13 protein-coding genes are annotated in these 15,108 nt (G+C 34.4%); 10 read left to right on the forward strand and 3 right to left on the reverse strand.

Going from position 1 to position 15,108, the window contains the following annotated elements; all coding sequences use genetic code 11:
- Positions 1-5: 5 nt before the first annotated feature.
- Positions 6-518: a 5' nucleotidase, NT5C type gene (locus tag AC5YGG_RS17330; protein ID WP_496145698.1), complete on the forward strand. Its 513-nt coding sequence runs from the start codon at positions 6-8 to the stop codon at positions 516-518.
- Between the two features lie 149 nt (positions 519-667).
- On the forward strand, positions 668-2,314 hold the full coding sequence (locus AC5YGG_RS17335; protein ID WP_496145699.1) for an alpha/beta fold hydrolase: 1,647 nt from the start codon (positions 668-670) through the stop codon (positions 2,312-2,314).
- 104 nt (positions 2,315-2,418) lie between these two features.
- Here the strand turns inward: AC5YGG_RS17335 and AC5YGG_RS17340 are convergent, their stop codons facing one another.
- Positions 2,419-3,282 (reverse strand): glycoside hydrolase family 25 protein, encoded by an 864-nt coding sequence (locus tag AC5YGG_RS17340; RefSeq protein ID WP_496145700.1) that lies wholly within the window; start codon positions 3,280-3,282, stop codon positions 2,419-2,421.
- Between the two features lie 65 nt (positions 3,283-3,347).
- On the opposite strand from AC5YGG_RS17340, the gene AC5YGG_RS17345 reads away from it, so the two are divergent.
- From AC5YGG_RS17345 to deoC, 5 genes are all read left to right on the forward strand, one after another.
- The gene (locus AC5YGG_RS17345) at positions 3,348-4,610 is read left to right on the forward strand and encodes an NAD(P)/FAD-dependent oxidoreductase (RefSeq protein ID WP_496145701.1); all 1,263 of its coding nucleotides are present in this window, start codon (positions 3,348-3,350) and stop codon (positions 4,608-4,610) included.
- Positions 4,607-5,278, forward strand: coding sequence for a tRNA (guanosine(37)-N1)-methyltransferase TrmD (gene trmD / locus AC5YGG_RS17350; RefSeq protein WP_496145702.1), 672 nt, complete (start codon positions 4,607-4,609; stop codon positions 5,276-5,278). The genes AC5YGG_RS17345 and trmD overlap by 4 nt, the downstream gene beginning before the upstream one ends.
- Positions 5,279-5,655: 377 nt before the next feature.
- Positions 5,656-6,591: an endonuclease/exonuclease/phosphatase family protein gene (locus AC5YGG_RS17355; RefSeq protein ID WP_496145703.1), complete on the forward strand. Its 936-nt coding sequence runs from the start codon at positions 5,656-5,658 to the stop codon at positions 6,589-6,591.
- A 29-nt stretch (positions 6,592-6,620) separates the two neighbouring features.
- Positions 6,621-7,091: an Lrp/AsnC ligand binding domain-containing protein gene (locus tag AC5YGG_RS17360; RefSeq protein ID WP_002976659.1), complete on the forward strand. Its 471-nt coding sequence runs from the start codon at positions 6,621-6,623 to the stop codon at positions 7,089-7,091.
- 4 nt (positions 7,092-7,095) lie between these two features.
- A complete protein-coding gene (deoC, locus tag AC5YGG_RS17365; protein ID WP_496145704.1) occupies positions 7,096-7,839 on the forward strand; it encodes a deoxyribose-phosphate aldolase in 744 nt (247 codons plus the stop codon).
- 53 nt (positions 7,840-7,892) lie between these two features.
- On the opposite strand, the gene dusB is transcribed toward deoC, so the two are convergent.
- Complete coding sequence (gene dusB / locus AC5YGG_RS17370; RefSeq protein WP_496145705.1) at positions 7,893-8,888, reverse strand: tRNA dihydrouridine synthase DusB; 996 nt, start codon at positions 8,886-8,888, stop codon at positions 7,893-7,895.
- A gap of 165 nt (positions 8,889-9,053) precedes the next feature.
- Complete coding sequence (locus AC5YGG_RS17375) at positions 9,054-12,281, reverse strand: DUF8818 domain-containing protein (protein WP_496145706.1); 3,228 nt, start codon at positions 12,279-12,281, stop codon at positions 9,054-9,056.
- 151 nt (positions 12,282-12,432) lie between these two features.
- Here AC5YGG_RS17375 and AC5YGG_RS17380 point away from each other — a divergent pair, with 151 nt between their 5' ends.
- The 3 genes from AC5YGG_RS17380 (at position 12,433) to AC5YGG_RS17390 (ending at position 15,075) form a co-directional block, all read left to right on the forward strand.
- The gene (locus AC5YGG_RS17380) at positions 12,433-13,215 is read left to right on the forward strand and encodes a T9SS type A sorting domain-containing protein (protein ID WP_496145707.1); all 783 of its coding nucleotides are present in this window, start codon (positions 12,433-12,435) and stop codon (positions 13,213-13,215) included.
- A 91-nt stretch (positions 13,216-13,306) separates the two neighbouring features.
- A complete protein-coding gene (locus AC5YGG_RS17385; RefSeq protein WP_496145708.1) occupies positions 13,307-14,095 on the forward strand; it encodes a carbohydrate binding domain-containing protein in 789 nt (262 codons plus the stop codon).
- Between the two features lie 170 nt (positions 14,096-14,265).
- Complete coding sequence (locus tag AC5YGG_RS17390; protein ID WP_496145709.1) at positions 14,266-15,075, forward strand: lamin tail domain-containing protein; 810 nt, start codon at positions 14,266-14,268, stop codon at positions 15,073-15,075.
- Positions 15,076-15,108: the final 33 nt, after the last annotated feature.

Here is a 15,108-nt window from a genome sequence, read left to right on the forward strand (position 1 = left end):
AGAAAATGAAAAAAGTAATCGTTGACATGGATGGAGTAATGGCGGATGTTTATCATCAGCTGGCTAAATTTGAAAAAAGAGACACAGGAAAAGATATTGAAATGAGTGAAACATCTGGAAAACCAGAATTGGAAGTTTTCCCGAATGGAAAAAAACACGTGAATGAAGTTGGTTTTTTCAGAACATTACCTGTAATGAAAGGAAGTCGTGAGGCAATAGAATATCTGAATAATAAATATGAATTGTATATTGTCTCTGCAGGTATGGAATTCCCAAACAGCCTGAGAGAAAAATACGACTGGCTTGCCGAGCATTTTCCATTCATTACCTGGGAACAGATTGTACTGTGTGGAAGTAAAAAAGTAGTGTCAGGCGATGTAATGATTGATGACTATCCGAAGAATTTAGATCATTTTTCCGGGCAAAGACTGATTTTTACACAACCTCATAATGAGCTGATAGAAAATGAAACTTACAAAAGAGTAAATTCCTGGGAAGAAATCATGGAGATTTTGTAGAGAAGTAATGGTATTTAAATGTTTTTTAGAATTAATGCAGTATAACGGCAGTTTTTTAGAATAAATTTAACTAAAGTAGATGTAAATTTAATAATGCCTTATGAATGTGGGGAGATGTAAAATAGATATGTTTGCATCAAACTTTTAACATGATAAAACTTAAAGCTTTATTCCTTCTTGGCATTGCTTCTATTCTGAATGCTCAGGTGATTTCCGGAACTATTATTTCTAAAAATGAAAACCTACCGATTCCTTATGTAAAAATAGGAGTAGATAAAAATACAACCGGAACTATTTCTGATGGAAAGGGAAACTTTTCAATCGATCTTTCCCAATCTGACCCACAGCAAAAAATAAAAATTGAAGTACCAGGCTATGATTCGTATGCAGAAACAGTAGAAAACTTTAAAAAGCACGACCAGCAGAAGATCTTTTTAAATGAGAAAACTAAAAATATCAAAGAAATTGCAATTAAAGCGAAAAAGTTTGTTGATAAAAACTGGGGAGTAAACACAAAAACCAAAAGTGTTACCTATTTTGTAAACCCGGCAAAGGGTAATAAAAATTTTTTGGGTGAAACAGCGCTGGAATTTACTACAAAGAAAAGGTCAAAGATTAAAAATATCAACTTGAATATTGCCCGCTACAATTCTACCGAACCCGTTTTGATGCGATACAGTATTTACAGTGAGAAAAACGGACTTCCCGACAAAAATATTCTGGATGAAGAAATTACCATTGCCCTTACTGAAGATATGATAAAAGACGGAACCTTTACCGTAGATGTGAATGACCGTAATATCTGGGTTCAGGGAAAATTCTTTGTGGGAATTCAATTTTTAAAAGAGTTTGACGGAAATATTAAAATCAGTGCAGCATTGTTCAGAACAGGATTCATTAGGGAATTTTACGGAGATTGGATGAAAATGTCTATTGCAGCTCCTGCTATCAATATTGATGTGAAAGTGGATAAAAACAGTAAAGAGACAGACAATGACTATGCAGCGGATGATCCCACTCAGGAATGGGGTGTTGATAATTCACAAAAAATACTGGAATCCGGACAGTCTATCTATGGAAAAAATGAATCTGCAGCACAATATCTGAAATTAAAAGACCTGGATTTATATTATGAAGTGTATGGTGAAGGAGAACCATTGGTACTGCTTCATGGAAATGGAGGAAGTATGAAAGACTATTATCAGCAGATTCCGGTATTATCTAAGCAGTATAAAGTCATTGCTATAGATACAAGAGGTCATGGAAAAAGTAAAGATGCATCCAGAAAAGACTTTACCTATAAAATGTTTGCAGACGATGTAAAAGCAGTGGCAGATCATATGAAGCTTGATAAAATAAATATCGTTGGATGGAGTGATGGTGGGAATACGGGGCTTGAATTTGCATTGAAATATCCGGACCGCCTTAATAAGCTGGTTGCTATCGGAGCAAATGCATTTCCTGAAGGGGTAGAGCCAAGACTGTTGGATTACTTCACCAATCAGATGACTCAATTGAATCAATTAAACCTTCCTGAAATGTTCAATGAACGCAGAGTTTTGAAAATTATGCTGACAGAACCTCACATCAGTAAAAATGATTTAAATACAATAAAAAATCCTGTGTTGGTTATTGTAGGAGATAAAGATGTAATAAAACCGGATCACACAGCGTTTCTTTCAAAACAGATACCCAAAGCAGAACTGAAAACCTATAAAGATACCAGCCATATGGTTCCTTATGAAAAACCAGATGAATTAAATACAGATATTCTGAATTTTCTTGGAAAGAAGTAATTACAGAGCGGGGAGATAGAAGAAATGATTGTAAAACGATAGTTGATAGAAAGTATCATCATGTTTAATAAACTTCCATTTTCCCGCTTTTCCTTTTTGCTAATCTAATCCAGTGTCAATCTCTTCAGTGACCAAGAATTACCATTATAAATATCGAGATCTACTTTAGTATTGATTCCATGAACAATTCCGTTTTCTGTAAATTGCCAGAAATCCCATTGGTCATCAGGTGATGGAGTAGGGACATCATTATAATTGGCAAGCCACAAAGGATACCCTTCAAACTCCCCCTTCAGTAAATCTTTATAATAATGATAGTAGGTATAAATGATCGGTTTGGTACCATAAGTTTCTTCCACGATTTTACACCATACTTTTAAGTCCTCTACCAACTTCTTATTGGTCTTACGTTTTGGGATTTTTTCAATATCCAGAATAGGAGGAAGATCACCGCTTTCCAACTTTACATTAGCCAGGAAATTATTAGCTTGAATCACCGGATCTTCATCTGCTCTGTAAAAATGATAGGCTCCACGAATCAGATCATGTTTCTTCGCCATTTCCCAAAATTCATCAAAATGCTTATCTGCGCTTCTGTTCCCCATAGTAGCTCGCATAACTACAAATTCCAGAGGAATTGTTTTGTTGCCAATGCTTAAACTATCCCATTTAATATCTTCCTTATTTTGATAGTGAGAAACATCAAAACCATAGGTTTTATCAAGGTTATTCGCTAAAATTCTTTGAATTCTGGAACTTTCCTTTTCACTGTTGTGAAGCTTTTTGTGAGTAAATTTATTAAAGTACAAAGCATAGTAATAGCTCACAGATTGTTTAAGGTAAAATCCGGTCCCTATCAAAGCAACTATTAAGATTGCCAATAGTACCCACCTACGGAAAAAATAATTCTTTCGTCGGTTCTTATGGATTCGTTTGGCAGTTTTTTTGGTGTACTTTCTTTGTGTCATAAAGTTTTGCAAAACTAACTTTTTTCACTACTAAATGCTAAATAAAATCAGTAAATTTGTGTATTATGGAAACACGCGAAAAAATCATCATTATTGGAGGAGGATTTGCGGGGCTGCAGCTTGCAAAAACGTTGAATAACAAGAACAAAAAGGTCATTGTCCTGGATAGAGTGAATCATCATATGTTCCAGCCGCTTTTTTATCAGGTAGCCTCCGGAAGGATAGAACCTTCCAACATTTCATTCCCTTTCAGAAAGATTTTCCAGCAATCCAGAAACACTCAGTTCCGAATGACGGAAGTAAAAGAAATTGATGTTGCAAACAATAAGGTGATTACCGATGAAGCAGAATTTACTTACGATAAACTGATCATTGCAACCGGATGTAAAACTAATTTTTTCGGTAACAAAGAACTCGAAGGAAAGGCATTCGGGATGAAAAATACCCAGGAGGCAATCAGTATCAGAAACCACGTTCTGACAACCTTTGAAAAACTGATCATTGAAAAAAGCCGAAGTGACGATGGTAACTGGAATATCGTTATTGTAGGAAGTGGTCCCACCGGAGTAGAACTTGCAGGAGCTTTTGCCGAAATGAAAAAAGATATTCTTCCAAGAGATTATCCTTACATGAATTTTGATCATCTGAAAATCATTCTGGTGAGCTCTACAGAAAAGCCACTTGCAGTAATGAGTAGTGAAGCACAGGAAAAATCTGAAAAATATCTCAAAGACCTTGGCGTTACCTTCATGAGTGGGGAAGTTGTTACAGATTATGATGGTGATAAAGTTCATCTAAGAAGCGGAAAGGTGATTCCTTCCAATAATGTTATCTGGGCAGCCGGCGTTACCGGAAATGTGATAGATGGTTTTCCAGAAGAAAAATTAGTAAGAAACAGATATATAGTAGACCGCTACAATAAAATAAAAGGGTACGATAATATTTATGCAATCGGAGATATTGGCTATATGGAAACTCCCAAATATCCACAAGGACATCCTCAGGTTGCTAATGTAGCCATTAATCAGGCAAAAAATTTAGGGAAAAACCTATTGAAAAAAAATGTTGATGAATGGAAAGAATATGAATATGATGACAAAGGCTCACTAGCAACCATTGGAAAGCACAGAGCTGTTGTAGACCTGCCATTTATAAAATTTCAAGGATTTTTTGCGTGGTATTTCTGGATGTTTCTCCATTTAATGCTAATTTTGAGCGTTCGAAATAAGCTTGCCATATTCTTCAATTGGATGTGGAGCTATATCAACAAGGATTCTTCCTTAAGATTAATTATTATACCGACTAAGAAAAACGGAACATTACAATGAGAATTGATATCATAAGCGTACTTCCAGAATTGATGGAAAGTCCGTTTAAAACCTCTATTTTGAAGAGGGCAATGGATAAAGGACTGGTAGAAGTACACTTTCATCATCTGAGAGACTGGGCTATTAATAAACACAGACAAATAGACGATGAACCTTACGGCGGCGGAGCAGGAATGGTTATGATGGTAGAACCATTGGATAAATGTATTTCTGAACTTAAATCTCAAAGAGATTATGATGAGGTAATTTATCTGACACCTGATGGAGTAACCTTGAATCAGAAGATTGCCAATTCTCTTTCCATTAAAAATAACCTGATTTTTCTTTGCGGACACTATAAAGGAATAGATCAAAGAGTAAGAGATCTTCATATTACTAAAGAAATTTCAATCGGAGATTATGTTTTGACCGGAGGAGAGCTTGCAGCATGCGTTCTCGCTGACTCTATTATACGATTACTTCCTGGAGTTTTAAATGACGAACAGAGTGCTCTTACAGATAGTTTTCAGGACGATCTTCTGTCACCGCCTATCTATACAAGACCGGAAAGCTATAAAGGGTTAGAAGTTCCTAAAATTCTGTTAAGTGGAAATTTTGGAAAAATTGAAGAATGGCGCCACGATGAAGCTTTGAGAATTACCAAAGAAAAACGCCCCGATCTTCTCTAAAATATATTTGAATTCATTAAATATTAATTTTTTAACATGTTCAATTTGCAATCTTATCGAATGGAATAATATTTGTTATTATTTAAAAAAATAAGAAAAATATTAGTGTCTTTGGTTTGGAATTGAATTTTTTATTTTGATTATTTGGTGTTTTGTATATTGTTTTGATTTTTATATATTGAATAGATTTGTTAAATAATTGAAAATATAATTCGCTAAAAATAGTTTTATTGGTATTTTTTCCTATATTTGAATGATTTCTTACTAGAAATTAATTTGATGGTGTGATGGAAAATTCAATGGAATTTTGAAAAAAATAAATAAATTTACATTTAGAAAAAGAACATATTAAAATTAAAGTATAGAAATTTGTGTTGATGGAACTGTTCTCTTTTTATAATGTTGAAAATTTATTTTTACCTGACCCTAAACCTGTACATAAATTAGATCCTACAAAATCAGGTTTAAGGAACTGGGACGACAGGAGATATAAGAACAAGCTTTTTAAAATCTCTCATGTATTTCAATTGATGAAGGAGGAGAATGGTACACTGCCATTTATAATAGGATTATCCGAAGTTTCCGGAAGGAAAGTTTTGGAAGATCTTGTGGAACTAGAACCTTTTAATTCAGAATATGGAATTGTACATTACAATTCAATGGACGAAAGAAAAGTGGATGTTGCCATGCTATATGATAAAAATAAAGTAGAGGTTATAGATTCTGAAACCATTACTTTCTTTTTTGAAATTATAAATAAAAACACAGGAAATTACGACACAACCAGAGACGTACTTTTTTCAAAGATTAAATATAAAGATGAAATTATTAATGTCTTTATAGCGCATCTTCCCTCTAAGCGCGAAAAAGATATCAATAAACCCAAAAGAGCCTTTATACTTAATGAGGTCCGGCAGCGGATCATGAAAATAGTAGATGAAGATAAGGAACATGTAATATTGTGTGGTGATTTTAACGAAAACCCGGATGATGAAAATTTAGTTCAAATTCTCTATGACAATAATCAGGAAAAGGTTTTAATGAACCCTTTTCAGGAGTTGTTTTCTACAAGAAATTATTCTACTTTTCATTATAAATCTGGATTGTTGTATGATCAGATTATAATGTCAAAATCCCTTGTTGACAATGAAGTGCTGGCTTTTCAGGAAGCACGTATATTCAATTCTGAAAAAATTAGCAGCAGAACCAGAAATTTTGAAGGTCGACCTTTCCGAACCTATGCCGGTACACGGTATTTAGGTGGTTACAGCGATCACTTTCCGGTTTTTGTAAAGTTTAAAAGCTTACATTAAAAAAAACATAAATAATAAAAAAGTAGAAAATGAAAAATTCGAGCAACACAAGCTATCATTTAGATTCAATCGACAAGGAAATTATTTACATGCTGATGGATAATGCTAAAACATCGTTAGCACACATCTCTAAAAACGTTGGAATTTCTACAACAGCGGTACACCAGAGAATAAAAAAACTCGAGCATGCAGGAGTAATTGAGAATTCAATATCATTCCTTAATCCTAAAAAAATCGGATATAAAGTAATTTCATATATCGGTGTATTTTTGGACCAGCCAAGCCATTACCCTGAAGTTGTAAAATCTTTGCATGATATCAATGAAGTAGTAGAAGCGCACTATACAACAGGAAATTATACAATTTTCCTTAAGGTTCTTTGTAAGGATAACGATCATTTGATGCAAATCCTTAGCAAACTGCAAAAATTGAAAGGAGTAACAAGAACAGAAACTTTCATATCTTTGGAACAAGGTATTTACAGACAATTGAAAGTATAACGATATGAACATAGCCCAATATTTGGATTCCACTTACCTGAAAACACCAGAACAATCAGGTATTTCTAATGAAGAAACGCTTCAGGTAAATAAAAAACTTACTCAGGAAGCTATTGATAATGGTATTTTTGCCGTAATGATCCGTCCGGATTATGTAGCAGAAATCAAAAAATATATTCAGGAGAGAAATTCAAATGTTGCAGTAGGAACTGTAATAGGCTTTCACGAAGGAACGTATTCTATTGATGAAAAACTTGCTGAAGCATCAAAAGCAATAGAAGACGGAGCTGATGAATTGGATTTTGTAATCAATTACAATGCTTATCTTCAGGGAGAAACAGAATTAGTAAAAAATGAGTTTCTACAATGTACAAAGCTGGCTTTAGATCACCATAAAATTGCAAAATGGATCATTGAAATTGCAGCTTTAACTGATGTACAAATTGCTGATCTTACTAAAAGTATTTCTACCTGGGCAGAAGAAAATTTCTCCGAAAATGACTGGTCCAACATTTTTGTAAAGTCTTCAACAGGATTTTACAAAACAACAGATGGAAAGCCTAACGGAGCAACATTTGAAGGAATAAAGATTATGCTTGATAATGCAGGTCAACTTCCTGTAAAAGCTGCCGGAGGAGTAAGAACTCCAGAAGATGCTGAAAAAATGATCAGTATGGGAGTCAAGCGAATCGGAACTTCTTCAGCATTAGCGTTGATTAAAAACGAATCTTCATCAGAAGGATATTAACATAGATGCATAGGAAATAAAAAACCATCAAATTTATTTGATGGTTTTTGTTTTTATGCCTGTTCCTGATATTCTTCGTAGAATTGTTGGGTTTCTTTAATCAAGGCATCCATCTCTTCCAATGTGAATACTTCAAGGAACCTTTTTCTGAATTCTTTAAAGTGAGGAACTCCTCTGAAGTAATTGCTGTAATGCTGTCTCATTTCAACCAATCCTAATCTTTCTCCTTTCCATTCTGCACTCCATTCAGCATGTTGGCGTACAGCTAATAAACGGTCCGAAATAGTAGGAGCAGGCAAATGTTCACCTGTCTTAAAGAAATGCTTAATTTCATTGAATATCCAAGGATAACCAATAGCAGCACGTCCAATCATGATTCCGTCACAAGCATATTTCTGTTTGTACTCCAATGCTTTCTCCGGAGAATCAATATCACCGTTTCCGAAAATAGGAATTTCAATATTAGGATTCTGTTTAATTCTTGAAATATGTTCCCAGTCTGCTTCTCCCTTGTACATCTGTGCACGTGTTCTTGCATGTATGGTAAGGGCTTTAATTCCAGTTTCCTGAAGACGTTCTGCTACTTCATCAATATTGATGCAAGTACTATCCCATCCTAAACGGGTTTTAACTGTTACAGGAAGGTGCGTGGAACTTACTACAGCTTTGGTAAGGCGAACCATAAGATCAATATCCTTCAATACTCCGGCTCCGGCTCCTTTGCATACTACTTTTTTTACCGGGCAGCCAAAGTTAATATCAACAAGGTCCGGGTTTACAGTTTCAACAATTCTTGCAGACATTGCCATTGCTTCTTCATCACCACCAAAGATCTGTATGCCTACAGGTCTTTCATAATCGAAGATATCCAGCTTTTTACGGCTTTTAATTGCATCACGAATCAATCCTTCGGAAGAAATAAATTCTGAGTACATTAAGTCTGCACCGTGCATTTTACACAAACGTCTGAACGGAGGATCACTTACATCTTCCATCGGAGCCAGCAAGAGTGGAAATTCCGGCAGTTCTATGTTGCCTATTTTTATCATGGTGCAAATTTACAAAATTCTAAATAGTACAAAATATGATATTGTCTATTAATATAAGTGATGAGTTTGAAATGGGTAGGAGAGTGTTAGAATGGGATGTTTCAGAATATGAGAGCCTGCTGGGAAAGTGAATACTTATATTATCAAACCTTAAATTTATAATCTTTAGAAGCTCGCTTTTACCTGCATACTTCCAATATGAATGGTTCTTTCACCAGAATTTCTTCCTTCATAATTTAAATTCAACTGAATAAACGAGTTTAGAGCTTGCTGAATAAATACACTCCAAACCTGATTTTTTCCAGGCTTTAATCCATCAAGCATTTGGTTTCCTACAATACTGAAATTATTTCCAGTGAAATTATTATTGATGAATGAGAAGTTTCCACGGATAGAAGTTTTTCTGTATTCCCATTGGATCGTACCGGTAATATCAAATGCCTTTAAAAATTCTTCTCCATCCAGCCTTTGTTTCTGACGATAAGCAGATGAAAGTTCCGCCTGAAGAGCATCCGTAAATTTGTAGGTAGCCTTAGGTTTGGTTTCAAAATTATTCAAATGGAAATCCCTTGTTGCAAAAAGCTGTGAAGAGTTTTTGATATCATGCACTGAGTTTTCCCAATCGATTCTGAACTCTTTATTGAACCAATATCCTATATTCAGGAAATGTGAAGTCTGTTCTCTTTCTTCATTGCTGAAGTTAGCATTAATAAGGTTATCATTCGTAATGAATCTATAATTACCATTCCAGCCGGATTTTTCTGTTGGATTAAACTGTACAGAGGCAAGAATATTTTGATTTTTAAGGATCTGATCACTATTTTTTTCAAAAGGATTAAGAACTAAAACTTTGTCTTTTTTATAGAATGAATTTTGAGAATTTAAGGAAATATTAAAATTCCAGCGCTTTAAAAATGCATTCTCAGAATTAAGGATGATTGCAGGATTTACAAATAATGCAAGCTGTAGTTTATTTTTATTGGAAGGAATATATCTTACAGAATTAGTGTAAATTCTTATATATTGGGCTAAATCAGAATATTCCGCAATTTCAAACTCATCAAGCTGCTGAATACCATCACCGTTATAATCCGTCCATTTATAAACTCCCTGCCCGTCTGTCACTTTAATATATTGGAATTCTCTCTGGGCTTCCTGTCCGTTTCCGAGTTCATAGAAAGCCTGAAGTCTCATCCCATTTTTGAAAAGCTGCTGATTGTAAAGTAAATTTCCGACAACGAAATCATTATTTCTTGATACGTCACCTTCTGCATTTTGATAGAAAAATTTTCTATAATGGATTAAAGCATTTAAGCTCGTTCTTTCTGTTTTGATGATTTGACTTTCTGCCATAATCCCCAAAATATTATTCATGCTTTGAAGTCTGTTATCACGTACCGAGTCATTATCTCTCATGTAAACCTTTGCAAGTAATTTTGTACGGGTACTGTCCCCGATTTTCTTTTGCACAAAAAGTTCTTTCCAGCTGAAACTTGTCACATCCATCAGTTGGGTATCGTTATACTTCTTTTCATTATGCTCCATACTTCCACCGATGGTCCAGCTTCCCTTTTTTCCTGTGAATTCTGTAGATACACCCCCTCGGATGAATTTGGTGTCCTGAAGTGTGGCGTTTGTATTCAGATAAGAAAGATTTCCTTTGGTAAAGAAACGTCCTGTGATCCAACCGAAGTCCAGATCATTTTTCAATCCTTTATAAGAATCCTGCTCATTTAAGTAATTGACGCGATAATTTAAAGTAGATTTATTATTCCATTTATTTAAAAAGCTAAAAATAAATCTGTTTTGAGTCTTTTTATTAAATTCCTGGGTAAGGTTGAAATCTCTGGAAAACTCCACATCATTGATACGGTCCAGAATATGGAATTGTTTATCTATATATTGATATTCAAAACTTGGGGTTCCTTTCCAAGAATTTTTTGTAAAACTTTTGTTTCCGAAGATACGCCATGCATATCCTGTATTTTGATCGGAATCTTTAGACGAAAATAGATTGACATCGTAATTACTCAAGGAAATATCTGCTCCTATTTTACCTTCATTCAGCAGATATTCGGAATTAAGGGAGAATACCTGTGATTTTTGAGGTGAAGGCAGCTTTCTTACTGCTCTGTAATCTCCGGCATTAGGACCTACATACTCAAATACACGTCCGTTATTCGTAGTCTGTGCCGTTTTATAATCTCCCTGGTTCGCTCCGAAATAAGTAAAAGATACCTGGTACAACGTTTCGTTAGGGTCTGTGGAGAACTCATAAAAATTTCCGGCTGGATTTAAACGATATAAAATTTTATTGACGTCATATTCTGTAATCACTCCCGAAGGTGCATACATCAGATCAGGATTATTTCCGGCATTGGCAAGAATTTGCTCATCTTCTTTAGACAAACTTAAGGCAAGTGGAGCATTTTTATTATCATTTTCCATGAACATATTCAATCCAACCTTGAATTTTTCTGTTTGATGCTCAATTTTTCCGGTAAATAAATATCTTGAGTAATTTCTATTGGCGTAGTTATAAGAAATCGTTATGAAGTTCTGCTGAAAAATAGGACGGAAACTGGTAAAGGTTACTTCACCTGTGTTGTAATTAATAATATAATCCTGATTTTCTCCTCGTTTCATCAAAATCCCGTCAATAAAAACCTGTTCCGAACCTGAAATCAGCGTGATAAACTGTTCACCGTTTTTTCCTGTCAGACGATAAGGTCCCTGGTTTCCTTCAACCCCTTGAAAACGAATTCTGTGAAATTCACTTCGTGCTACTCCTGCAGAAATATCTAAAAAAGTTTTATTTTCCTTACCCATTTCTGTCTGAAACTGGATTCCCATGCTTCTTCTCTGGTACTTGGCAAAGTAATTTTTAGCTTCCACAAGATCCAAATGTCCAGCTTTAAGGATGGACTTATCCTTAATATTAAGCTGCATGTAAATTTTATCGAACTCTTCAAGAGTTTGGGTATAACCGTCAGCCTGAATAGGTAAGTTGTGATCTGAAATACTGGCTAAAATAGTAACATCTTTAGAAAGTCTACCTGAAATCTGAAGATCCATGGAGCTTTGTACAGATTGCCCTTGGTTATTACCAAATGTAATTCCACGGATGATGGAACCCTTAGAGTTCAGCTCTCCTAAAAATCTTTTTTTATCATTTTTAGCAAGTACAGCTTCATCAATAATAACTCTGTTATTGGTACGGATAAAGTCGAGAGTATCTTTGGCAAAAATATCTTGTTCCAGCCTTGCAGCAAGAATGCTGTCCTTCTTAATACTGTCTTCAGGAACGTTGGGATTCTTCCACGAAAAGACCTGAGCATTTCCTGAAAATATGCCTAAAAAGAAGAATACGAATAGGATAATAAAATTCCGCAAGTCCTGAAAAATAATTCGTAAAAATAATTAAAAAATGTTAATAGTAATGGTCTAACTATTATTAACAGATATTTAATTTAATTATTGTGGTAAACTTGATATTTACTGTAATTTGGCTCTAGCAATTATTAATTATTAAAATTTTATAATCATGAAAAAACTTTATTCGTTATTGGCAACTGCTATGCTTACAAGTGTAACGTTTGCTCAAACTACTATTTATTCTGAAAATATGGGCACTACTACCAGTACAAAGACTATTGCAGCTAATACTTTTCAAAATGCAAATCCGATAAGTTATGATGGAAGTGGAGATGTCAGAGCTACTAATATTTCATCCGGTTATGCACAGGCTTCAGGAGGCGCTAACGTTATGATTAATACAACTGATGAAACTTTTATGATTTCAGGAATAAATACCTCAAATTATGAAGATATTCAACTTTTTTTAGGACAAAGAAAAGGGACTTCTTCAGCTAATAATGAGCTAAAAATAGAAGTAAGTGCTGACGGAACTAATTGGACATTACTTTCTTACAGAAGACCTACAGGAAGTGGAACAGCAAATTGGCTTTATATTAATCCTACAGGAACTATCCCTTCAACATCAAATCTAAGAGTTAAATTCACAGGGACAAACGATGTAGAATGGAGGTTGGATGATGTTAGAATAATAGGAACTACTGCTTCATTAGCAACTTCTGATGTCACTAAATCTAAAAAAGTTTTTGTTAAAAATACTGCTGTAGATCATGAAATTTATTTTGGAGTGAAATCTGATGTGAAGATTTTCAATGTTAATGGACAGATAGTAAAAGCCGAATCAGTTTCTGAAAATGGAACATTGAATGTTACTGAACTTCAAAAAGGGATTTATTTTGTTATTGGAACTGTAAACGGAAAAATAGTTTCTGAAAAGATTATTAAAAAGTAATTTAAACTAATTGTTAAATATATATCGTTGCTTTTTTTAGGAGCGGTTTTTTTGTATTTTTACTTTATAAATTTTTTAAAAAAATTATTTTATGAAAAAGATCTTTACTATTTTAGGAGTTGTAGCAATTGCAGCTTTTGCAAATGCACAAAACTTAGTAACCAATCCTGGTTTTGAAAATGGAACTACAGGCTGGTCAGCAACTAATCCAGGATCTGGTGCTGCTTATTATTTGCCTACTGTAACAACAACGGCTCCGCACGGTGGTTTGAATTCAGTAGAGTATACTTCAGCAACAGCCACAACGGGATTTGAGCAAGATATAAATGTATCTCCTGGTGAGACTTATACAATATCTTTTTGGTATAAAGCAATTGGTGACAATACTGATGCAAGAATTTGGGCTAATTATTTAGATGCTTCAAACGGAGCTATCTATCAAGGTGCTACTGCAGCTGTTGATCCTCTAAGAGGTCCAAATAATGGTTATTTACCAGCAAGTGCTGCTTGGACTCAGCATTCAGTTACTGTAACTGCTCCTGCAAATGTTGTTAAATTACATTTACAAGTTCGTGCTTATAATAATTCTACAACTGTTGCATTTGATGATTTTTCAGTAACTACTGGCACTTTGGCTGTAGGAGAAGTTTTAGCTTCAAAACATAGAATGATTAAAAACACTTTCATAAAAAACAACGAAATCACTTTCGGAGCTGATGTGAAAGACGTAAAAGTTTTCAACATGTTTGGACAAGTTGTAAAAGAAGCTTCTGTAAAGCAAAACGAAACAGTAAACGTTGCTGAATTAGCAAAAGGAGCTTACATCGTAACAGGTACTGTAAACAAAGAAGCAGTATCTCAAAAAATCTTAAAAGACTAATTCGTTTTTAGATAAAAAGAGAATCCAGCCATTTCGAAGAAATGGCTGGATTTTTTTATTATAATTACTTCATTATTACAATGTATATATCTGGTATTTATTGTATATTTCCCAATCTTGTGGTATTGTTTTTGTTATTTTTACCACGAATCATATGTAAAAATATTAAGATGAAAAAAATCTTTACTATTGCCGGATTAGTGTTGATGACAACATTTGCAAATGCCCAGATTGTTATCAATGAAATTTACGGAGGTAACAAGAGTTCCGGATCTGTTTTTAAAAATAATTATATTGTTCTTAAAAATATAGGAACAACATTGGTTTCCTTAACGGGGGCAAGCATACAATATGCGCCGGCAATCGGTGCATTTACCCAATATCATACTTTACCGGATTTTACTTTAGGTCCCAATGAAACGTATCTGATTCAGGAAGCTGCTATTGAAGGTGGAGTAGAAAGTTTGCCTACTCCTGATTTTATTGCAACTGCCATTACAAATTTTGACGGAACTCCTAATAAATCTGTTGGAATAAAAATTTCAAACACTTCAGGGAAAGTTGCACTGGCTGGAAATATTATTCAGGTTGCAAATCCGGATTCTTCTAATGTGCTGGATTTTGTAGGTTATGGAGCCAATGCAGATCAGTTTAAAGGTGATGGACCAGCCCCGTCCCCAACAGCATCTACAGCGATCATCAGATCCCTTGATCATAATAGTGATAACAGGGCAGACTTTTCACCAGAAGGAATAGCAAAATCTGGATTCGTACAAAATCCTTTTGTAAAAGATGGAAAAGTGGTGTTTGATATGGAGATCAAGGATGTTAAAGTATATGATTCATACAGGCAGGTAGTAAAAAAATCTCCTACAAAGTTTGCTTTAAACCTTGATATTACAGACCTTCCGAAAGGTACTTATATTGTGACAGGAACTATTAATAATGCTCCTATTTCGCAAAAAATTATAAAAGATTAGTTTTTACCATACATATCAAAAAAGAAAGAACTG

It is taken from the genome of Chryseobacterium sp. CS2K3 (assembly GCF_059515185.1).

Excerpts from the sequence above, each read along its gene's own strand:
- AC5YGG_RS17330 (WP_496145698.1), top strand. The coding sequence starts at position 6 with ATGAAAAAAGTAATCGTTGACATGGATGGAGTAATGGCGGATGTTTAT.
- AC5YGG_RS17335 (WP_496145699.1), top strand. The coding sequence starts at position 668 with ATGATAAAACTTAAAGCTTTATTCCTTCTTGGCATTGCTTCTATTCTG.
- AC5YGG_RS17340 (WP_496145700.1), bottom strand. The coding sequence starts at position 3,282 with ATGACACAAAGAAAGTACACCAAAAAAACTGCCAAACGAATCCATAAG.
- AC5YGG_RS17345 (WP_496145701.1), top strand. The coding sequence starts at position 3,348 with ATGGAAACACGCGAAAAAATCATCATTATTGGAGGAGGATTTGCGGGG.
- trmD (WP_496145702.1), top strand. The coding sequence starts at position 4,607 with ATGAGAATTGATATCATAAGCGTACTTCCAGAATTGATGGAAAGTCCG.
- AC5YGG_RS17355 (WP_496145703.1), top strand. The coding sequence starts at position 5,656 with ATGGAACTGTTCTCTTTTTATAATGTTGAAAATTTATTTTTACCTGAC.
- AC5YGG_RS17360 (WP_002976659.1), top strand. The coding sequence starts at position 6,621 with ATGAAAAATTCGAGCAACACAAGCTATCATTTAGATTCAATCGACAAG.
- deoC (WP_496145704.1), top strand. The coding sequence starts at position 7,096 with ATGAACATAGCCCAATATTTGGATTCCACTTACCTGAAAACACCAGAA.
- dusB (WP_496145705.1), bottom strand. The coding sequence starts at position 8,888 with ATGATAAAAATAGGCAACATAGAACTGCCGGAATTTCCACTCTTGCTG.
- AC5YGG_RS17380 (WP_496145707.1), top strand. The coding sequence starts at position 12,433 with ATGAAAAAACTTTATTCGTTATTGGCAACTGCTATGCTTACAAGTGTA.
- AC5YGG_RS17385 (WP_496145708.1), top strand. The coding sequence starts at position 13,307 with ATGAAAAAGATCTTTACTATTTTAGGAGTTGTAGCAATTGCAGCTTTT.
- AC5YGG_RS17390 (WP_496145709.1), top strand. The coding sequence starts at position 14,266 with ATGAAAAAAATCTTTACTATTGCCGGATTAGTGTTGATGACAACATTT.